Annotated in this window: 18 protein-coding genes; 5 read left to right on the forward strand and 13 right to left on the reverse strand. The window is 71.2% G+C overall.

From position 1 onward, the window contains the following. Window positions 1-78: 78 nt before the first annotated feature. Window positions 79-441 carry a hypothetical protein gene (locus AC3A3L_RS02270; protein WP_300050539.1) on the forward strand — a complete coding sequence of 121 codons (363 nt, stop codon included), beginning with the start codon at window positions 79-81 and terminating at the stop codon, window positions 439-441. Between the two features lies 1 nt (window position 442). Continuing rightward, window positions 443-1,567 (forward strand): hypothetical protein, encoded by a 1,125-nt coding sequence (locus AC3A3L_RS02275; RefSeq protein WP_487638412.1) that lies wholly within the window; start codon window positions 443-445, stop codon window positions 1,565-1,567. Here AC3A3L_RS02275 and AC3A3L_RS02280 read toward each other — a convergent pair. Both AC3A3L_RS02280 and AC3A3L_RS02285 read right to left on the reverse strand, forming a co-directional pair. After that, complete coding sequence (locus tag AC3A3L_RS02280; protein WP_487638413.1) at window positions 1,564-2,304, reverse strand: dienelactone hydrolase family protein; 741 nt, start codon at window positions 2,302-2,304, stop codon at window positions 1,564-1,566. The two genes, AC3A3L_RS02275 and AC3A3L_RS02280, sit on opposite strands and share 4 nt — an antisense overlap. Window positions 2,305-2,321: 17 nt before the next feature. Next, complete coding sequence (locus AC3A3L_RS02285; protein WP_487638414.1) at window positions 2,322-3,155, reverse strand: universal stress protein; 834 nt, start codon at window positions 3,153-3,155, stop codon at window positions 2,322-2,324. Between the two features lie 108 nt (window positions 3,156-3,263). Between AC3A3L_RS02285 and AC3A3L_RS02290 the strand changes: the two genes are divergently transcribed. After that, window positions 3,264-3,701, forward strand: a complete 438-nt coding sequence (locus AC3A3L_RS02290) for a pyridoxamine 5'-phosphate oxidase family protein (protein WP_487638415.1) — start codon at window positions 3,264-3,266, stop codon at window positions 3,699-3,701. Between the two features lie 22 nt (window positions 3,702-3,723). On the opposite strand, the gene AC3A3L_RS02295 is transcribed toward AC3A3L_RS02290, so the two are convergent. The 5 genes from AC3A3L_RS02295 to AC3A3L_RS02315 form a co-directional block, all read right to left on the reverse strand. Continuing rightward, the gene (locus AC3A3L_RS02295; protein ID WP_487638416.1) at window positions 3,724-4,890 is read right to left on the reverse strand and encodes a MarP family serine protease; all 1,167 of its coding nucleotides are present in this window, start codon (window positions 4,888-4,890) and stop codon (window positions 3,724-3,726) included. 96 nt (window positions 4,891-4,986) lie between these two features. Further along, complete coding sequence (locus AC3A3L_RS02300) at window positions 4,987-6,363, reverse strand: L-serine ammonia-lyase (protein WP_487638417.1); 1,377 nt, start codon at window positions 6,361-6,363, stop codon at window positions 4,987-4,989. A gap of 115 nt (window positions 6,364-6,478) precedes the next feature. Beyond that, window positions 6,479-7,426 (reverse strand): 3-hydroxyacyl-CoA dehydrogenase NAD-binding domain-containing protein, encoded by a 948-nt coding sequence (locus tag AC3A3L_RS02305; RefSeq protein WP_487638418.1) that lies wholly within the window; start codon window positions 7,424-7,426, stop codon window positions 6,479-6,481. Beyond that, window positions 7,413-8,342: a 3,5-dioxohexanoate:acetyl-CoA acetone transferase gene (gene kce / locus AC3A3L_RS02310; RefSeq protein ID WP_487638419.1), complete on the reverse strand. Its 930-nt coding sequence runs from the start codon at window positions 8,340-8,342 to the stop codon at window positions 7,413-7,415. The genes AC3A3L_RS02305 and kce overlap by 14 nt, the downstream gene beginning before the upstream one ends. Then, complete coding sequence (locus AC3A3L_RS02315) at window positions 8,339-9,481, reverse strand: aromatic ring-hydroxylating oxygenase subunit alpha (RefSeq protein WP_487638420.1); 1,143 nt, start codon at window positions 9,479-9,481, stop codon at window positions 8,339-8,341. Before AC3A3L_RS02315 ends, kce begins: the two co-directional genes overlap by 4 nt. Before the next feature lie 71 nt (window positions 9,482-9,552). Between AC3A3L_RS02315 and AC3A3L_RS02320 the strand changes: the two genes are divergently transcribed. Continuing rightward, window positions 9,553-10,128, forward strand: a complete 576-nt coding sequence (locus AC3A3L_RS02320; protein WP_487638421.1) for a TetR/AcrR family transcriptional regulator — start codon at window positions 9,553-9,555, stop codon at window positions 10,126-10,128. A gap of 27 nt (window positions 10,129-10,155) precedes the next feature. Here AC3A3L_RS02320 and AC3A3L_RS02325 read toward each other — a convergent pair whose 3' ends face one another. From AC3A3L_RS02325 to AC3A3L_RS02350, 6 genes are all read right to left on the reverse strand, one after another. Next, a complete protein-coding gene (locus tag AC3A3L_RS02325) occupies window positions 10,156-11,364 on the reverse strand; it encodes an MFS transporter (RefSeq protein WP_487638422.1) in 1,209 nt (402 codons plus the stop codon). Further along, window positions 11,361-12,116, reverse strand: coding sequence for a respiratory nitrate reductase subunit gamma (gene narI / locus AC3A3L_RS02330; RefSeq protein ID WP_487638423.1), 756 nt, complete (start codon window positions 12,114-12,116; stop codon window positions 11,361-11,363). Before narI ends, AC3A3L_RS02325 begins: the two co-directional genes overlap by 4 nt. Beyond that, complete coding sequence (narJ, locus tag AC3A3L_RS02335) at window positions 12,116-12,793, reverse strand: nitrate reductase molybdenum cofactor assembly chaperone (RefSeq protein ID WP_487638424.1); 678 nt, start codon at window positions 12,791-12,793, stop codon at window positions 12,116-12,118. Before narJ ends, narI begins: the two co-directional genes overlap by 1 nt. After that, the gene (gene narH, locus AC3A3L_RS02340) at window positions 12,790-14,472 is read right to left on the reverse strand and encodes a nitrate reductase subunit beta (protein ID WP_487638425.1); all 1,683 of its coding nucleotides are present in this window, start codon (window positions 14,470-14,472) and stop codon (window positions 12,790-12,792) included. Before narH ends, narJ begins: the two co-directional genes overlap by 4 nt. After that, window positions 14,472-18,131 (reverse strand): nitrate reductase subunit alpha, encoded by a 3,660-nt coding sequence (locus tag AC3A3L_RS02345; protein ID WP_487638426.1) that lies wholly within the window; start codon window positions 18,129-18,131, stop codon window positions 14,472-14,474. The genes narH and AC3A3L_RS02345 overlap by 1 nt, the downstream gene beginning before the upstream one ends. 226 nt (window positions 18,132-18,357) lie before the next feature. Continuing rightward, window positions 18,358-19,530, reverse strand: a complete 1,173-nt coding sequence (locus AC3A3L_RS02350) for an acyl-CoA dehydrogenase family protein (RefSeq protein ID WP_487638427.1) — start codon at window positions 19,528-19,530, stop codon at window positions 18,358-18,360. Window positions 19,531-19,585: 55 nt separating this feature from the next. Here AC3A3L_RS02350 and AC3A3L_RS02355 point away from each other — a divergent pair, with 55 nt between their 5' ends. Continuing rightward, on the forward strand, window positions 19,586-20,038 hold the full coding sequence (locus tag AC3A3L_RS02355) for a CoA-binding protein (RefSeq protein ID WP_487638428.1): 453 nt from the start codon (window positions 19,586-19,588) through the stop codon (window positions 20,036-20,038). Window positions 20,039-20,053: the final 15 nt, after the last annotated feature.

Genomic DNA, 20,053 nt, shown 5'->3' on the forward strand with positions numbered 1-20,053 from the left:
TACGCCACCCAGCGGGTTTCGCCCGGGCGTCGCGGGGTAGCAGTGGCGTACCAACCGGGGACGTTCGAAGGGGACCACATGACCGTGATCGAGATGAAGATGGGCGCGATCTACCAGGCCGCACACGACGTCCTGCCCGCCAAGGCCGCGGACTTCTCCGCACGCGCGGACGCCACGTCGGGGGCGATCGACCCGATCGTCGCCCAGCTCGCGCTCGCCGGCAACCACCCCGTGGCGGGCGACCTCGCGGACCTGTCGGTCGAGCTCTTCGTCCACCTGCGGTCGATGGTCCGGACCTTCAACGACAGCGCGACGGCGCTCGACGCGATCGCCGACGACTTCGTGGCCGTCGACGCCGATGCCGAGGCGTGGTTCGCCCAGCACCAGCAGTACGTCGGCGACCCGGAGCTCGCTCCCGAGCCGACCGCCCCGGAGGTGTGAGGTGAGCGGTCTCATCGAGCGGCTGGACCCGCTCTTCACCGAGATCGTCGACGGCATCGGCGAGCTAGCGGGCAACGAGGCCTGCGCCGACCTGTTCGACAGCGAGCAGAACCGCACCGTCGAGGACGGCTGGTGCCACGAGCCGGGCTACTTCACGATCCCCGGTTCGCACCCGTGGGAGACGCAGGCGCTCTACGTCGCCATGCACCCCACCCACCCCGACTGGTACGAGCAGACGGTGACCAACGCCGACCGCGAGCGCCTCATGCAGGAGGCGCTCACGACGACCTGGAACCAGAACCACGACAGCTGGGTGAACAGCGCGGTGCCCACCGTCTACCGCAGCGCGAGCCAGGACGTGTGGGAGCCCGACCCCTCGGCCATGGAGGCACCGGTGCGAGCGCTGAGCGACCTGACCCGGTGGCTCGCGGACCAGCTCGAGCCGGGCGCCGGATGGACCAGCCCCGACGACCCCGAGGCGCCGCAGTGGCTCGCCGACCTCCGCACGCACTGGCCGGCGACGTCCCAGAGCTCGGAGTCGTTCTACGACTTCTGGAACGACGTCAACGACAAGTGCAGCCTCTACCTCCACGCCGCCGCACGTCTCGCGTCGTCCAGCGCCCAGGTCGGCGCGGCCCTCTCCGACTACCAGACGAACCTGCTGGAGGCGACCGAGAAGTGCCGTGACCGGGTCACCGAGGCGCTCCAGCAGTGGCAGGCCTGGAAGGACCGCAGCGGCGCCTGGCCGACGGGCGCCATGACGGACAACAGCGGCGCCAAGGACATCCTCGGCCACGTCAGCACCGTCACCGGCCTGGTCGCCCTGTTCCCGCCGGCGGCGGCGGTGAGCGGCGGCGTCAGCCTGGTCACCGGCCTGGTCACGTACATCATCCCGGACAAGAGCATCGAGATGGAGGTGCTCAGCGCCGCGACCGCCTCCGAGATCCACAACGGGTTCCTCAACGACCTCAAGCGGATCACCGACGAGATGGGCAAGGCGCTCGACGGCCTCCGCACCGAGCCCCCGGCGGACGGCGGCACCTTCGCGCACCAGGGGCTGGAGTCCTACGCCAACGACGTGGTCGCCAACCGGCGCGACTGGACGCCGCCGACGGTGCACATCTAGACGAGGGTCGAGTCGAGGAGGGTCCGCAGGCTCGCGAAGTGCCGTTCGGTGGACTCCCCGTCGTACATCGAGGTGTCGGCCATCGAGTAGCCGTGGGGGCCCGGGAACACCTCGTTGACCACGGGCAGGCCCGCTTCGGCGACCGCGGCGCCGAGGGCCGTGACGGCCTCGGGCGGCATCGACCGGTCGTTCGAGGCGTGCCCGAAGGCGAACGCGGCGCGGGACGTGGCCACTGCGCGGTGCGGGCTGTCGGGCTCGTCCGTCACCAGCCCGCCACCGTGCCAGCCGCCCACGGCGACCACGGCCGGGTCCATGCCGGCCGCGCGCACCGCGATGCGGGCACCCATGCAGTAGCCGGTGACCCCGACGCCCTCCCCTGCCGTCTCCGGCCGCGCGCGCAGCGCCGCGAGGTAGGCCGGGAGGTCACGTGCGAGCAGGTCGGTCGTGAGCCCCTTGACCCGTTCCATGGCGCCGGGCATGAACGCCTCCCGTGCGCCGGGCTCCCGCAGGTCCGCGCTCGGCGCCAGCTCGGCCACCGTGCCGTCGCGGTGGAAGACGTTGGGGGCCAGCACCGTGTAGCCCCACGACGCGATCCGGTCGGCCATCTCCTCGATCCGCGGCCGCAGGCCGATCGCGTCGATGACGAACAGGACGCCCGGAGCGGGCGACCCGTCCGGAGCGGTGGCGAGGTAGGCCTCGGCCTCGCCGTCGGGCATGGTCAGCGTGATGGTCGGCACGCTCTCGAGGCTAGCCCTCAGCGCACCACCGCGACCGGGCACTCCGCGCGCTGAAGCACCGCCTGGCTGACCGAGCCCAGCAGCAGGCCGCCGAAGAAGCCCAGCCCGTGGGAGCCGACGACCAGCAGCGAGGCGCTCCGCGACGCGTCCACCAGGCACGGGACCGGCGCGACCGGGACCGCCTCCTGCTCGATCACCACGTCCGGGTGGTCGACCCGCATGCCGGCGACGCTCTCGGCCAGGAGGACCTGGCGCTCCCTGAGTCCCTCGAGCGCGCGAGCGTCGGCGCTCCACACGTCGGTGGACGGGGCGTGGGTGCGCCAGGCGTGGAGCGCCACCACCGTCTCGCCGGTCCGCTCGGCACGCCGGCACGCGTGCTCGAGGGCGGCCGAGCTGGTCACCGAGCCGTCGACTCCGACCACGATGCGGTGGGCATCGGCCCGGCGGGTGGGGCGTACGACGACCACGGGACACGGCGCGTGCCGGACGACGTGCTGGCTGACCGAGCCGATGAGCAGGTCCTCGGCCCGGCCGTGCCCGCGGCTGCCGAGGACCACGAGGTCGGCGGACACCGCGGCGCGCAGCAACTCGCCGGTCACGTGGCCGACGCGGGTCTCCACCTCGAGGTCGAGGTCGCCGAGCGTCTCCTCGACGCCTGCGAGGACCTCCTCGCCGCGGTGCACGGCCGCCGCGCCCCAGGGCGAGGTGACCGCGTCGTCCACGGCGACGACGTGGAGCCCACGGCCGGTGCCGCGAGCCTCCTCGGCGGCCCACCGGAGGGCGAGCGCGGCGTCCTCCGAGCCGTCGTAGGCGACCAGGATCCGGCGGGTGGGCGTGCGCGTGCTCTCCATGCCTCCAGCGTGCTCCGTCCGACTGCTGGTCGACAGGTGAGGATGGCCCGTCCCGGAGGGGTCCAAGGACCCTGCCCGACGCCCACCCACCCGCCGTACGGTCCCGGTATGGACGAGCCGTTCACCTTCCTGGGCACCGAGGAGTGCTGGGAGTTCCTGCGCCGCCACGAGCTCGGCAGGCTGGCCCACCACCTCGGCGACGAGGTGCACATCGCGCCCGTCAACTACGCCGTGGACCACGACCCTGCCACGGGCCGCCGGTCGCTGCTGTTCCGGACCGCCGAGGGCTCCAAGCTCCTCGGCGTCGTGATGAACCCCGACGTCGCCTTCGAGGTCGACGAGGTCGACGGTGAGCAGGCCACCAGCATCGTCCTGCGCGGCCGTGCGCGCCGGCTCGAGGAGGACGAGGAGCACCGCGCCGAGAACCTCCCGCTCCGCCCCTGGGTCGGGACGGAGAAGTGGAACGTCGTCGAGGTCGAGGTCACCGAGATCAGCGGACGGCGCTTCGAGCTCTCACGTCCGTGGCACCAGATCACCCCCGACTGACCGGGACGGGCGAGCCGGGCGGTCAGCGCTGGCAGGTGGTGACCGGGGTGCTGGTGCCGGACCTGGCCGCGGCGTAGGCGGCGGCGACCTGGTCGGCGGTGAGGGCGTAGCCGGTGTCGTCGTCGGCTCGGGAGGACGCCACGATGACGCCGAGGACCTGTCCCCCGACGTCGACGAGGGGCCCACCGGAGTTGCCGCCGCGGACGACTCCCCGCACCACGAGCGCGTCGTGCTCGTAGCGGCCGTCGCCCCAGATGTCGGAGGACTGCCAGGTCTGGCGGTCGCGCACGCGGGCGGGCCGGAGCGTGAGGGGCTGGTCGTTCGGGTAGCCGACGGAGGCCGCGGCCTGGCCGTCCTCCGCCTGCGCGAACGTCAGGCGCTTGCCGTGGACGCCCGGGACGGCCAGGACGGCGACGTCGTGCTGCGGGTCGCAGTACACGACTGTTGCGGCGAGGGTGGCGTCGCGGAAGTCGACCGTGATCCCGCGGCTGTTGTCGACCACGTGCGCCGCGGTCATCAGCCGCTCGGGCGCGACGAGGAAGCCGGTGCCCTCGTCGCCGGTCAGGGCGCTCTCACGGTTGACGATCTTCCACACCGAGCGGGAGGCCTCGACGATGGCGGGCTCGTCCACCACGTCCTCCGGCGGCGCGGCGACTGGCTGGATCTTCTCGGTGCTGAACACGTCGGTGTAGCGGGGGAAGTCGTGCCGCTCGCCGATGTGGGAGAACCGCGTGAGCAGCCGGTGGCTGAGCGGGAGCCGGGCGTCGTTGAGGAGCTTGATGGCCGCCGACGAGCTCACGGCGGGCGCCACCCTCGGGAGCACCGACCCGGCGAGGGCGAGGCCGACCATCCAGGTGACCCCCACGGCGACCGCGCCTCCGAAGAAGGCGCCCAGGACGCGGTCGTACGGCTGGCGGATGCCGTACCCGAACCTCTCGCGCACCCGTCGCTCGGCGATGAGGAAGAGGGTCCGGAAGACGACCGCGGAGACGACGACCATCACGAGCGCGGCCATCGAGACCCAGACGGAGAGCTCGAGGTCGCCGAGCACCAGCGGGACCACGACGAGCCCGACCCCGGTGCCGACGAGTACTCCGGTGAAGCCCCAGAGGCCTCGGGCCAGCCCTTCGGATCGTCCGAGCAGCACGCCGCACACGATGACGGCGACGACGGCCACGTCAACGACCACAGGATCGCCCTCCTGCTCCTCCGCAGTGCCAAGCAGCCTCTGGCACCGGTCGTCCGACCGTCAACCCGGACCAGACCGACGACGAGCCCCCCGGTCTCAGCACTCCACGACGTTGAGGGCCAGGCCCCCGCGGGCGGTCTCCTTGTACTTGTCCTTCATGTCGCGGCCGGTCTCGCGCATCGTCTTGATCGCCTTGTCGAGGGAGACGAAGTGCGAGCCGTCACCGCGCACGGCCATCCGGGCCGCCGTGATCGCCTTGATCGACGCCACGGCGTTCCGCTCGATGCAGGGGATCTGGACGAGCCCGCCGACCGGGTCGCAGGTGAGCCCGAGGTTGTGCTCGATGCCGATCTCGGCGGCGTTCTCGACCTGCTCGGGGGTGCCGCCGAGGACCTCGGCCAGGCCGCCGGCCGCCATCGAGCAGGCCGAGCCGACCTCGCCCTGGCAGCCGACCTCGGCTCCCGAGATGGATGCGTTCTCCTTGAAGAGCAGGCCGATGGCCGCCGCGGTGAGCAGGAAGCGGACGACGCCGTCGTCGTCGGCCCCCGGGACGAAGTGGTGGTAGTAGTGCAGCACCGCCGGCACGATGCCCGCAGCACCGTTGGTCGGCGCCGTCACGATCCGTCCACCGGCAGCGTTCTCCTCGTTGACCGCCAGCGCGTAGAGGGTGACCCACTCCATCGCACCGAGCGGGTCGGGGACACCGGAGGCCGCCTCGGTCTCGAGCCGGGCCCGCAGCTCGGCCGCGCGCCGGCGTACCTTCAGCCCACCCGGCAGCACCCCGGTCGTCCGGCTGCCGCGCTCCACGCACTCCTGCATCACCTGCCAGATCGACAGCAGCTCGCGACGCACCTCGTCCTCGGTCCGCGTCTCCAGCTCGTTGGCCAGCATCACGTCGCTGATGCGCAGTCCGGTCGCACGCGTGATGCCGAGGAGCTCGTCGGCGGTGGTGAAGGGGTACGGCACCGGCGTCTCGTCGGCCACGAGCACCCGGTTCCCGACGTCGTCCTCGTCGAGCACGAACCCGCCGCCGACCGAGTAGTACTCGCGCCGCCTCAGCTCGGCGCCGGCGGCGTTGAAGGCCTGGAACACCATGCCGTTGATGTGGAACTCCAGCCGCTTGCGCCGGTGGAGCACGACGTCGTCGACCGAGAAGGGGACCCGGTGGGTGCCGGCGAGCGCGATGCTCCCCGAGGACAGCACCTCCTGGACCATCGGGTCGGCCGCCACCGGGTCGACGAGGTGCGGCTGCTCGCCGGCGAGGCCCAGGACGACCGCCTTGACGCTGCCGTGGCCGTGGCCGGTCGCGCCGAGCGAGCCGAAGAGCTCGACGTGGACGCGGGCCGCGCCGGGCAGCAGGCCGTCCGCCCGCAGCCCCTCGGCGAACAGGTGCGCCGCCTTCATCGGCCCGACCGTGTGCGAGCTGGAGGGACCGATGCCCACCTTGAACAGGTCGAAGACGCTGACGGTCATGGCCGTTCCCTCCGCCGCCGTCGACGTCGGCGGCCGCACCCTCGATGATGATCCAGCGATGGGCTCCGGACAAGACCCTTGTTGCGTAGAACGATTCGGGTTGCGCACAGCGCAACTACCGGCGCGGGTGGGTCGCCGCAACGACGGCGGTGAGCAGCGCCGTACGCCGCGCGGCGAGGTCGTCGTACGACGTCGCGTCGGTGACCTCCCGCAGCCCGTCGACGAGCCGGGCGGTGGTGGCGTCGTCCAGGTGCGGCGCACCGAGGTCGTCCCACCAGCGGTTGAAGCTGGCCCCGTAGTGCTCGCAGAACTGGGCGAGGCCGTCGTCGGCGCCGAGGTGGAAGAGCTGGGTCGGGCCGAGGGTCGCCCAGCGCAGTCCCGGCCCGGCCGAGACTGCCCGGTCGATGTCGACGACGCTGGCGACGCCCTCGTTGGCGAGGTGGATCGCCTCGCGCCAGAGCGCGGCCTGGAGCCGGTTGGCGACGTGGCCCGGCACCTCTTTGCGGACCTCGATGGTCACCTTGCCGACCGACTCGTAGAACGCGCGAGCCCGGTCGACGACGCGGGGTGCGGTGCGGTCGTTGCCCATCACCTCCACCAACGGGATCAGGTGCGGCGGGTTGAACGGGTGACCGAGGACCAGGCGGCCCGGGTCGGCCCACCCGGCCTGCAGCTCGGTGAGCGTGAGGCCCGAGGCAGAGCTCGCGACCACCGCGTCGGCGGAGAGCGCCTCCTCGATGGCGGCGTACAGCTGGTGCTTCAGCTCGACACGCTCCGGGACGCTCTCCTGGACGAACTGCGCGCCCTCCACCGCAGCGCGCGGGTCGGCGTGGAAGGTCAGCTCGCCCTCGAAGGCGTCCGTGGTCGCGAGACCGATCGAGCGGAGGGTCGGCCACGCCTCCTCGACGGACGCCCGGACGTGGGCGTCGACGCCGTCGGCGGGGTCGTGCACCGTGACGTCCTTGCCGGCGGCGAGGAACAACGCCGCCCAGCTCCGGCCGATCAGCCCGCCGCCCAGGACCGCCACCCGCGTGACCTCGGACCCGGACTCAGACGAAGACACGGTCCGCCCCCTTCAGCCCGAGCCGCGCCCGGGCCTCGTTCGGTGTCGCGACGGTGTGGCCGAGCTGCTCGATGATCCCGCGGATCTTGGCCACCTGGTGGGCGTTGGACGGCGTGAGCTCGCCCGGCCCGATGAACAGGCTGTCCTCCATCCCGACCCGCAGGTTGCCGCCCAGCATCGCGGCCTGTGTGGCGAACGACATCTGGTGGCGGCCCGCAGCGAGCACCGACCACTCGTAGCTGTCACCGAACAGCTTCTCGGCGATCGTGTGCATGTGGACCAGGTTGTCGAGGTCGGCGCCCACTCCCCCGAGCACGCCGAAGACCATCTGCACGAAGAACGGCGGCTCGAGCCAGCCCTGGTCGATGAGCCAGGCGAGGTTGTAGAGGTGGCCGAGGTCGTAGCACTCGAACTCGAACCTCGTGCCGTGGCCCTGGCCGAGCTCCTTCACCACGAACTCGAGGTCGGCGAAGGTGTTCTTGAAGATGAAGTCGCGTGTCATCTCCAGGAACTCCGGCTCCCAGTCGTGCTTCCACTGGTCGTGCTTCTCGAGCATCGCGAAGATGCCGAAGTTCAGCGAGCCGACGTTGAGGGAGGCCATCTCGGGCGACACCGAGACGGCGGCGCGCAGGCGCTCCTCCCGGGTCATGCCGAGGCCCCCACCGGTGGAGACGTTCATGACGGCGTCGCACCCGGCGGCGATCCGGCCCATGAAGTTCTGGAAGAGCTCCGGGTCCGGGTCCGGGCGGCCCGTCTCCGGGTCGCGCGCGTGGAGATGGATGATCGCGGCGCCGGCCTGCGCCGCCTCGATCGACGCCTGGGCGATCTCCTCGGGCGTGATCGGCAGGTGGGGCGACATGGTGGGCGTGTGGATCCCACCGGTCGGCGCGCAGGTGATGATCACCGGGCGGCTCATCGCGCCTCCACCCAGGACCGGTAGGCGTCCAGCACCAGCCCGTGGAAGTGGTGCACCCCGTGCTCGGACAACCCCGAGCCCGCCGGGTCGTAGACGATGCGGCCCTGGTCGAAGGCCGGCGTGCGCATCCCGCGCTGCACGCTCTCGACCAGCCCGATGTCCTGCACCTGCAGCACCTCGTCGATGTACCTCACGGACTCCTCCTCGGCCGGCACGAGCTCGGTGGTCTCGAGGAAGAAGTCCCAGGTCTCGAGCGTGCGCTCGGGACCGTCGGGCAGCACCTGGAAGACCATGAAGTTGCCGCGCCCGGGGTAGCGCAGCAGGCACGTGTTGGGCCACAGCCACCACACCGCGTGGTCGGTGACCGACGCGCCACTGACGTCGTACGCCGCGTTGGCGTGCGTGCCGGCCGCGGCGAAGTGCGACGACCAGATGCCGTGCGTGCGCACCTCGTAGGTGCTCATGTCGACCAGGTCGACGAACTCCTTGTGCGCGATGTGGCAGTGGTAGCACTCGAGGAAGTTGTCGATGACGTTCTTCCAGTTCGTCGCCACGTCGTACGTCAACCGCCTGGCGTGGGTCAGCCCGGCGACGTCGGGTGCCCAGTGGGCGATCTCGGCAGCCAGGTCGCCGGCCTGCTCGCCGAGTGGCGTGGCGCCCGGGTCGAGGTTGACGTAGACCATCCCGCCGAGCTCCTCGACCTGCACCGGGTCCAGGCAGACCTCGCTCTTGTCGAAGCTCGCCATCCGGTCGGCCCGTCGCGCCCCCTGCAACCGGCCGTCCAGGCCGTAGGTCCACGCGTGGTACGGGCAGACGATGTTGCTCGTGGTGCCCGAGCCCGACAGCAGCTCGTGGGCCCGGTGCTTGCAGACGTTGTAGAACGCCCGCAGGCAGCCTGTGCGGTCGCGGACGACCGCGACCGGCATGCCGGCGACGCTCGCCGAGACGTACGCCCCCGGCTCGCGCAGCCGCTCGACATGGCAGACCCACTGCCACGTGCGGGCAAAGATCGCGCGGACGTCGACCTCGGCCCACTTGGCCTCCGTGTAGGCGGGCGCACGCAGCGACCAGGACTCGGCCGGGTCGGTGTCGTAGCCGGAGGCGATGGCCGTGACGTCCTCCGCGGTGACCAGCTCCATGCATCGACTGTAGGACCAGACTGAACGATCGTTCAATAGTTGGCTGGACGTTTGATCAGTACGCTGCGCCCGTGGCCGCTGACAGCTCCTCCGACACACTGGACCGGCACGCGCGGATCCTCGAGGCCGCGACCGACCTGCTCGGCCGCGATGGCATCGCCGGCGTCAGCATGCGCGCCGTGGCGCGGGAGGCCGGGGTCTCGCTCGGACTGGTCAACTACCACTACTCCGACAAGACGAGCCTGCTGAGGGCGACCCTGCTCCGGGTCGAGGAGCAGGACCTCGCCCTCCTGGCAGCCGACCCCGACCGGTCGCCCGAGGAGCAGCTGCGCACGGCGTTGCGCCGCGTGGTCGAGCCGGCGTACCTCACCACCGACTACCTCTCGCTGCGCCTGCAGCTCTGGGCACTGGCACGCGCTGACGCGGAGTTCGCGGAGATCAACGCCGACGCCCAGAGGAAGTACCGCCGCCGCCTCACCGGGCTCATCGCCGCCGCCCGCCCCGACCTCGCCCGCGACGAGTGCCGCCGCCGGGCCGCCGACATCGACGTCCTGCAGAACGGCGTGTGGCTCACCGTCCTGCTCGGGCTGGACCGCGCCTCTGTCGCCCGCAACCTCCGCAGGTGCGAGGAGATCGCCCTCGGATGACCACGGTCCGCACGCCGACGCCAGACCTCAGTCGGCCGTCCGTTTCCGGATGCCGAACGCGGTGAACAAGAGCGCCACCACTGCGGTCACGCACAGGAGGGTCAGCCCGACCGTGTAGCTGTGGTCGGCCTCGTCGTACGTCGCACCCATGACCAGCGGCGGGAAGAACCCGCCGAGACCACCGGCGGCCCCGACCAGCCCGGACACGCTGCCGACGCGTTCGCGCGGGGCGAGCGCGGCGACCCAGGCGAACACCCCGCCCGTGCCGAGACCCAGGAAGGCAGCGAGCACCACGAAGGCCAGGCCGGCCGGCACCTCGGGCGGGGGCTGGAGGGCGACCACGATCGCCATCACGGCCGCGCCCGCGAAGGAGGTGATGGCGACGGTGCGAGGACCGACCTTGTCGGCCAGGATGCCGCCGACGGGCCTGGCGATCACGGCGGCGACGGCGAACCCGGCGGTGCGGGTGCCGGCCTGGGTGAGGTCGAAGGAGTACACGTCCTTGAGGTAGGTCGGCAGGTAGGTCGAGAAGGCGACGAACCCGCCGAAGGCCACGGCGTACAGGAAGGACATCTGCCACGTCACGGGCAGCTTCGCCGCCGCGACGAGCTTGGGGACCACCGGATCGGTGTTGGGCGCCCACTGCGGGGAGTCGCGCATCGCCGACCACACGATGAGGGCGACGACCACCAGGGCGACCGCGATGATCACGTGGGTGGTGTTGTAGCCGAACCAGCTCACGAACCGGGGCGTGAAGAACGACGACAGCGCCGTGCCACCCATGCCGGCGCCGAAGACGCCGGTGGCGAAACCGCGCCGGTCGGCACCGAACCACGCGTTGACGAAGGGGATGCCGACCGCGAACGTCGTGCCGCCGATGCCCAGGAAGAAGCCGAAGAGCAGCAGCAGGCCGTAGGACTCCTGGTCGCCCGCGAACGCGACCAGCAGCACGAACGGCGCCGTCGCGACGAGCAGCACGGTGAACATCAGCCGGCCGCCGAAGCGGTCGGTGAGGGCGCCCGCGAGGATCCGGCCGAGGGAGCCCACCAGCACCGGCGTCGCGACGAGCAGCGACTTCTGGCCGGAGGTGAGTCCCAGCTCCTCCGTGTAGCGCACACCGAGCGGCGCGATCATGTTCCAGGCCCAGAAGCTGATCGTGAAGGCGAGGGTGGCCAGCGCGAGGTTCTTCGCCTGGCCCTGCTCGATGTCCTGCACGACACCGGCGGCGTGTGTCATCTCGTCCTCCTGTCACGGTCGGCGGTGCCGACCGGGCTCCAACCCGCGCGCGGACGGCCCGTGGGTGTTGGCACCCGGGCATCGCGACTGCGGTAGACGATGTACGGCCGGAACAAGTAGTGCACCGGCGCCGTGAAGGCGTGCACGAGCCGGGTGAAGGGCCACGCCGCGAACAGCAGCATCGCGACGAGCACGTGGGCGTGGAACTGGATCGGCGCCGCGGCCATGGCGTCGACGTCGGGCTGGAGCACCCAGATGGAGCGGAACCACGGCGACACGGTCTCGCGGTAGTTGTGGGCCTCATGACCGGCGCCGACGGCGACCAGGGTGGTCCACAGCCCGAGCGTGATGGCCCCGACCAGCAGGACGTACATGACCTTGTCGTTGACGGTGGTCGCCATGAAGACCGGACCCGTGCGACGACGTCGGACGACCAGGATAAGGACGCCGGCCAGGGTGCAGAAGCCGGCGACGCCGCCGAGGAGGAGGGCGTTGAAATGGTAGATGCCCTCAGTGACCCCGACCGCCTCGGTCCAGGACTCCGGGATCACCAGGCCGCCGATGTGCCCGACGAGGACGACGAGGATGCCGAAGTGGAACAGCGGCGACCCGATCCGCAGCAGCCGCGACTCGTAGAGCTGGGAGGAGCGGGTCGTCCACCCGAACTTGTCGTAGCGGTAGCGCCAGATCGTGCCGAGCACCAGCGTGGCGATGACGAGGTAGGGAAGGACTCCCCACAGCAGCACGTCCATCAACGGCCTCCGATCTCCGAGAGCGGCAGCAGCCGCGGGTCGTCCTGTCCGAGGTAGGGCTCGAGGCCGACCGTCTCGACCGGCGGCGGGCCGACCATCGCCTGGACGGCGGCACGGTCGGCGGGCGACTCGCCCGGCAGGGTCGCGCACACCGCGGCCACCACGGCGGCGTACGCGTGGGCCCACCCGTCCGGCTCCTCCTCGAGGCCGATGCGGAGCAGCTCGAGGCTGGGGCGGTAGTCCCGGAGCAGGGCCTCCCCCGCCTCCGGGTCGGCGACCGCCGCGAACTCCAGCACCATCGGCAGGAAGTCGGGCAGCTCGCCCGCCGTGTCGACGAGGAACCCGCTGGCCCGGTAGGCAGCCTTGAAGCTGCCCAGCACCTCGCCGCGGCGCCGGGTGTCGCCGTCGGTCCAGTACGACAGGTAGAGCGCGTGGCGGCGCGAGATGTCGAAGACGTCGACGTAGCGGCGCTGCAGCTCCCCGAGCGGGAGCGTCTCGAGCTCGTCGAGCAGCGCGTCGAGGTGCGTCACGTCGTGCTCGGCCAGGGCCGTCCTGAGCACCGGGACCCGCTCGACGAGGTCCTCGTCGGGGTACGACAGGCACCACGACGCGGCCTGCCGTACGACGCGCGCCCGCTGCTGGGCCGCCCGGTCGGTCCTCCCCCGTCGGAGCCTCATCGCGGCTCGTCCTCGCGCCGGTCCTCACGCCTGGGTGGGAACAGGCCGGACGGGGTGCCGTTGCCGTCCCAGTTGAGCAGGTTGACCCGGCCCCGCAGCTCCTCGTCGCCGGCCGGGGCGTCGGTGGTCTGGCGCTGCTTGAGGGCGTGGAAGTTCTCGACCGCCACCGGCACCGGCCGGCCGCTGGCCTCGCCGAACGGGCCGGAGTCGTACATGCCGGGGCCGTCGTCGAAGTCCAGGGAGCAGCCCATCTCCTCGAGGTCGTGGGCCTGCTCGACGTGGGCCTTCGGGATGACGTAGCGCTCGTCGTACTTGGCGATGGCCATCAGGCGGTACATCTCGTAGAGCGACTCCTCGCTCATCCCCACTGCGGCGGGGATGGAGGCGTCGGGCTCGCGACCGAGGTTGATGCCCCGCATGTAGGAGCGCATGGCGGCGAGCTTGCGCAGCACGCCGTCGATGACGTCGGTGTCCCCGGCGGTGAAGAGCTCGGCGAGGTACTCGACCGGGATCCGCAGCGCCTCGATGGCACCGAACAGGACGTCGCTGTCCTCCGCGTCGTGGCCCTGCTCGGTGAGCAGGTCGACGACCGGTGACAGCGGCGGGACGTACCAGACCATCGGCATCGTGCGGTACTCCGGGTGCAGGGGCAGCGCGACCCGGTACTTCTTGGCCAGCGCGTAGACCGGGGAGCGTCGTGCAGCGTCCAGCCAGTCCTCCGGGATGCCCTGCTCCCGGGCGGCGGCGACGACGGCTGGGTCCTCGGGGTCGAGGATGAGGTCCATCTGGGCCTCGTAGAGGTCGCGGTCGTCGGCCACCGACGCAGCCGCGGTCACCGCGTCGGCGTCGTACAGGAAGAGCCCGAGGTAGCGCAGCCGGCCCACGCACGTCTCCGAGCACACGGTCGGGATGCCGACCTCGACGCGGGGGTAGCAGAACGTGCACTTCTCGGCCTTGCCGGACTTGTGGTTGAAGTAGATCTTCTTGTACGGGCATCCGGTGATGCACTGGCGCCAGCCGCGGCAGCGGTCCTGGTCGACCAGCACGATGCCGTCCTCGGAACGCTTGTAGATCGCGCCGGACGGGCACGACGCCATGCAGGCCGGGTTGAGGCAGTGCTCACAGATCCGGGGCAGGTAGAACATGAAGGTCTGCTCGAGCTCGAACTTGATCTTGTCCTCGGACTCCCGGCGGATCCGCTGGACGATCGGGTCGAGGTGCGCCAGCTCGGGGGCGCCGGCGAGGTTGTCGTCCCAGTTGGCCGACCAGGTGACCTTCGTGTCCTCGCCGGTGATGAGCGACTTCGGGCGGGCGACCGGGAAGTCGTCACCCAGCGGTGCCTCGACGAGGGTCTTGTAGTCGTAGGTCCACGGCTCGTAGTAGTCGTCGAGCTCGGGCTGGACGGGGCTCGCGAAGATGGACAGCAGGCGCTTGAACCGGCCGCCGGTCTTCAGCCGGAGGCGGCCGCGGCCGTCGAGCTCCCAGCCGCCCTTCCACTGCTCCTGGTCCTCGTGGCGGCGCGGGTAGCCCTGGCCGGGCCGGGTCTCGACGTTGTTGAACCAGACGTACTCGGTGCCGGCGCGGTTGGTCCACGCCTGCTTGCAGGTCACCGAGCAGGTCTGGCAGCCGATGCACTTGTCGAGGTTCATCACCATGCCCATCTGGGCCATGACGCGCATCAGTACGTCACCTCCTGGGACCGCTTGCGGATGGTCGAGACCATGTCGCGCTGGTTGCCGGTGGGGCCGAGGTAGTTGAACGTGTAGGACAGCTGCGCGTAGCCGCCGATGAGGTGCGTCGGCTTCACCAGCAGCCGGGTGACGGAGTTGTGGATGCCGCCGCGACGGCCGGTGGCCTCGGACTTCGGGACGTCGATGGTGCGCTCCTGCGCGTGGTGGACGTAGACCACGCCCTGCGGCATCCGGTGGCTGACGATGGCCCGCGCGACGAGCACGCCGTTGGCGTTGGTGGCCTCCACCCAGTCGTTGTCGTGCACGTCGATCGCACCCGCGTCCTGCGGGCTCATCCAGACCGTGGGGCCGCCACGGCTCAGCGACAGCATGAACAGGTTGTCCTGGTACTCGGAGTGGATGGACCACTTCGAGTGCGGGGTCAGGTAGCGCACCGTGACCTGCAGGGCTCCGTCCGGGCCCAGCGCCGGCTCGCCGAAGAGGCGTTGCATGTCGAGCGGTGGTCGGTAGGTCGGGAGGGCCTCGCCGAGGTCGGTCATCCAGTCGTGGTCGAGGTAGAAGTGCATGCGCCCGGTCAGCGTGTGGAACGGCTTGAGCCGTTCGATGTTGACGGTGAACGGGGCGTAGCGACGCCCGCCGGTCTCGGAGCCGGACCACTCGGGTGAGGTGATCACCGGAACCGGCGCCGCCTGGGTGTCGGCGAAGCTGATCCGCTTCTCCTCCGACCCCTCGGCCAGGTCGTGCAGCTTCTTCCCGACCCGCGCCTCGAGCGTCCTGAAGCCCTGCACGGCGAGGGCGCCGTTGGTCGTGCCGGAGAGACGCAGGATCGCCTCGGCCATCTTCTTGTCGGTGTCGATCGCCGGCCGGCCGGCGCCGGCGCCGTGGGACATGACGCCGTTGCCGTGGCCCAGCGCCTCCACCTGCTCGGCGACGTCGTAGGTGACGTTCTTGACCGTGAAGCCGAGCGAGTCCGCGAGCGGACCGATGCTGGCGAGCTTCTCGGCGATCGCGGTGTAGTCGCGCTCGACCACCTGGAACACCGGGCGGGTGTGGTCGGGGTCGCGCGGTGTCTCGCCCGGGGTGTCGTGCTGGAGCGGGACGCTCACCAGGTCCTTGCGGGTGCCGAGGTGGTCCTCGGCCAGCTCGGACAGCCGCCGGGCGAGCGCATGGAACGCCTCGAAGTCGGTGCGTGCCTCCCACGGCGGGTCGATCGCGGGACTGAACGCGTGCACGAACGGGTGCATGTCGGTCGAGGACAGGTCGTGCTTCTCGTACCAGGTCGCCGCAGGCAGCACGACGTCGGAGAGCAGCGTCGTCGACGTCATCCGGAAGTCGGCGCTCACCAGCAGGTCGAGCTTCCCCTCGGGCGGGTCCTCGTGCCAGGCGACCGTCTGCGGTCGTGGCGTCGCCGGGTTCTCGCTGCCGAGGACGTTGGAGTGGGTGCCGAGGAGGTTCCTCAGGAAGTACTCGTTGCCCTTGGCGCTCGAGCCGAAGAGGTTGGAGCGCCACAGCACGAGCGTGCGCGGCCACGACTCCGGCGCGTCGATGTCCGCGATGGCCGGCCTGAGGTCGCCGCGGTCCAGCGCGTCGGCGACGTACGCCGCCGGGGTGGCGGCCTCGCCCGCCTCCACCGCCGCGGTCGCGGCGTCGGCGACGTCCATCGGGTTCCGGTCGAACTGCGGGTAGAACGGCATCCACCCACGCGCCGCGGACTCGGCGATCGTGTCGGCGGTGTGCATGCCCCTCAGGTGGCCCTTGGCCAGCGGCGAGCCCAGCGAGTCGGCGGAGTACCCGTCGGTGCGCCACTGGCCGGTGTGCATGTACCAGAACGACGTACCGGTCATGGTCCGCGGCGGGCGGCCCCAGTCGAGGCCGTTGGCCAGCGAGATCCACCCGGTGATCGGGCGGCACTTCTCCTGGCCCACGTAGTGGGCCCAGCCGCCGCCGTTGCGACCCATCGAGCCGGTGAGGACGAGCAGCGACAGGATCGCCCGGTAGGTCGCGTCGCCGTGGAACCACTGGCAGATGCCGGCGCCCATGATGATCATCGACCGGCCACCCGACTCCTCGGCGTTGCGGGCGAACTCGCGGGCGATGCGGATGCACTGCTCGGCGGGCACCTTCGTCCGCTCGGCCTGCCAGGCCGGCGTGTACGGCGTCTCCGCGTCGTCGTAGCCGGACGGCCACTCCCCCGGCAGCCCGTCGCGCGCGACGCCGTACTGCGCCAGCATCAGGTCGAAGACGGTCGTCACGAGGTGGCCGCCCACCCGGCGGGCGGGCACGCCGCGGCGGAGCACCGAGCCGGAGCCGTCGGCGTCGACGAAGGCCGGCAGCAGCACCTCGACCGCATCGCTGCCCTCGCCGGCCAGCGTCAGCGCGGGTGAGACGCCCTCGAGGTCGAGGTTCCAGCGCCCGACGCCGGACTCGGCGTAGCGGAAGCCCATCGACCCGTTGGGCACCACCGGCTCCCCAGTCCGCCCGTCCACCAGGACGGTCTTCCACCGGTCCTCGTCGGTGGTCCCGCCGAGGTCCCGGGCGGTGAGGAACCTGCCGGGGACGAGCCCGCCCTGCTCGTGCTCCTCGAGCCGGACCAGGAAGGGCAGGTCGGTGTACTGCTGCACGTAGTCGACGAAGAACGGCGTGCGCCGCTCCACGAAGAACTCCGTGAGGAGCACGTGTCCCATCGCCATCGCGAGGGCCGCGTCGGTCCCGGCCTGGGCGGGCATCCACTCGTCGGCGAACTTGGTGTTGTCGGCGTAGTCCGGGCTGACCGTGACCACCTTGGTGCCGCGGTAGCGGACCTCGGCCATCCAGTGCGCGTCCGGGGTGCGGGTGACGGGGACGTTGGAGCCCCACATCATCAGGTACGTCGCGTCCCACCAGTCGCCCGACTCCGGGACGTCGGTCTGGTCGCCGAAGACCTGCGGGCTCGCGACCGGCAGGTCGGCGTACCAGTCGTAGAACGACGTCATCACGCCGCCGATGAGCTGGACGAAGCGCGTGCCGACGCAGTGCGACACCATCGACATCGCCGGGATCGGCGAGAAGCCGGTGCAGCGGTCGGGGCCGTGGTGCTTGATCGTGTGCACGTGCGCCGCGGCCACCATGTCGATCGCGTCGGTCCAGCTGACCCGCACCAGGCCGCCCTTGCCGCGGGCACGCTGGTAGCGGCGGCGCTTCTCGGGGTCGCCGACGATCTCTCCCCACGCCAGCACCGGGTCGCCGAGGCGCTCGCGCGCCTCGCGGAACATCTCGACCAGCACCCCGCGGGCGTAGGGGTAGCGCACCCGGGTCGGCGAGTAGGTGTACCAGGAGAAAGCAGCGCCCCGCGGACATCCGCGGGGCTCGTACTCAGGACGGTCGGGGCCGACCGACGGGTAGTCCGTCTGCTGGCTCTCCCAGGTGATGATCCCGTCCTTGACGTAGACCTTCCACGAGCACGAGCCGGTGCAGTTCACCCCGTGGGTCGAGCGCACCACCTTGTCGTGGCTCCACCGGTCCCGGTAGAAGACGTCGCCCGCGCGCCCGCCCTCCCGGAACACCGCGCGTCCGTCGTCGGTCTCGTCCCACCGGGTGAAGAACCGCCCCGCACGTAGCAGGGCGTCGCTCCCGGGACCATCCACGTAGTGCCGCTCCCCCGTCACCATGTCGACACGCTAGAGCAAAATCCGTCCCACCCGCAGGGGTGGGAGGGCACGACTTCCGACGTCTTGCGCAGTTCGCACAGGCGGTCCCTCCGGTGGGTGGGCACGAGATCGTGCCGACGCGAGCTCGGTGCTCGCGACCACCCACATGCTGGTCTGCGCCCGGGACCGCCCAGCAGGGCCGAAGGTCCCGGGCCCCCGGCCCGGAGGTCCCTCCGCCGTCAGCGCGTCAGAGCTCGGACTGCACCCCGGCCAGGAGCTGGCGCGCCATCACGATCCGCTGGACCTGGTTGGTGCCCTCGTAGATCTGGGTGATCTTGGCGTCGCGCATCATCCGCTCGACCGGGTAGTCGCGGGTGAAGCCGTAGCCGCCGAGCACCTGCACCGCGTTGACGGTGACCTCCATCGCGACGTCGGAGGCGAAGCACTTGGCCGCGGCGCCGAAGAAGGTGAGGTCGTCGTCGCCGCGCTCGGAGCGGCCGGCGGCGGCGTAGGTCATCTGGCGGGCCGCCTCGACCTTCATGCCCATGTCCGCGAGCATGAACTGCAGGCCCTGGAAGTCGGCGATCGCCTTGCCGAACTGCTGGCGCTCCTTGGCGTAGTCGAGCGCGTAGTCGAGCGCCCCCTGCGCGACGCCGACGGCCTGGGCGGCGATGGTGACCCGGGTGTGGTCGAGTGTCTTCATCGCGGTCGTGAACCCGGTGCCCTCCTCGCCGATCATCCGCGATGCGGGGATGCGGACCTTGTCGAGGTAGACCTCGCGGGTGGGGCTGCCCTTGATGCCCAGCTTCTTCTCCGGCGCACCGAAGGTGACGCCCTCGTCGGACTTCTCCACGACGAACGCCGAGATGCCGCCACGGGTCTTCTTCTCGGGGTCGGTGACGGCCATGACCGTGTAGAACTCCGACTCACCGGCGTTGGTGATCCAGCGCTTGACGCCGTCGAGCACCCACTCGTCGCCGTCGCGCACGGCCCGGGTCTTCATGCCGCCGGCGTCGGAGCCGGCGTCGGGCTCGGAGAGGCAGTAGGAGAAGCCGCCCTCGCCGCGCGCGAGCGCACCGAGGTACTTCTCCTTCAGCTCCTCGGAGCCGGCGATCTGCACCGGGAGCGACCCGAGCTTGTTGACCGCCGGGATCAGCGAGGACGACACGCACGCCCGGGCGACCTCCTCGATGACCAGAACGGTCGCGAGCGCGTCGGCGCCGGCGCCGCCGTACTGCTCGGGCACGTGGGGGGCGTGGAAGTCGGAGGCGAGCAGCGCCGCAGCCGCCTCGTGCGGGTAGCGGGCCTCCTCGTCGACCTCGGCGGCGTGGGGCGCGATCTTGGCGTCGGCGACGGCCCGGACGGCCTCGCGGATGGCCTGGTGCTCCTCGGAGAGGGCGTAGAGGGGAAACTCGCTCATGACTCCGAATTGTAGGACGTCCATGCTTTCTGGGGCAGCGGTCTACCGTGTGGCCATGACCACTTCGCAGCGCTCGGTGAGCAGTGACTGGCAGGACCCCGCGACCGTCGACCACATGCTCGACGAGGCGCAGACGTGGGCGGTCGTCGGCCTCTCCGGCGACCCCGGCCGGACGGCGTACTCCATCGCCGCACTGCTGCAGGAGCGCGGCAAGCGCATCGTCCCGGTGCACCCGGTCTTCGCCGACCCCGGCGCGCCAGCCGTGCTCGGCGAGCAGGGCTACGCCACGCTCGCCGACGTGCCGGTGCCGATCGACGTCGTCGACGTCTTCCGCCGCTCCGAGGCAGCGGGCGAGTTCGCCGACCAGGCGGTCGCCGTCGGCGCGAAGGGCGTGTGGTTCCAGCTCGGGGTGGTCGACGTCGACGCCTTCGAGCGGACGACCGCCGCCGGCGTGCCGATGGTGATGGACACCTGCCCCGCGATCGAGTGGCGCAAGCGCGGCCGCTGACGGCCGCCGTCGCTG

The sequence above is a fragment of the Nocardioides sp. Soil_C_8 genome (assembly GCF_057656315.1).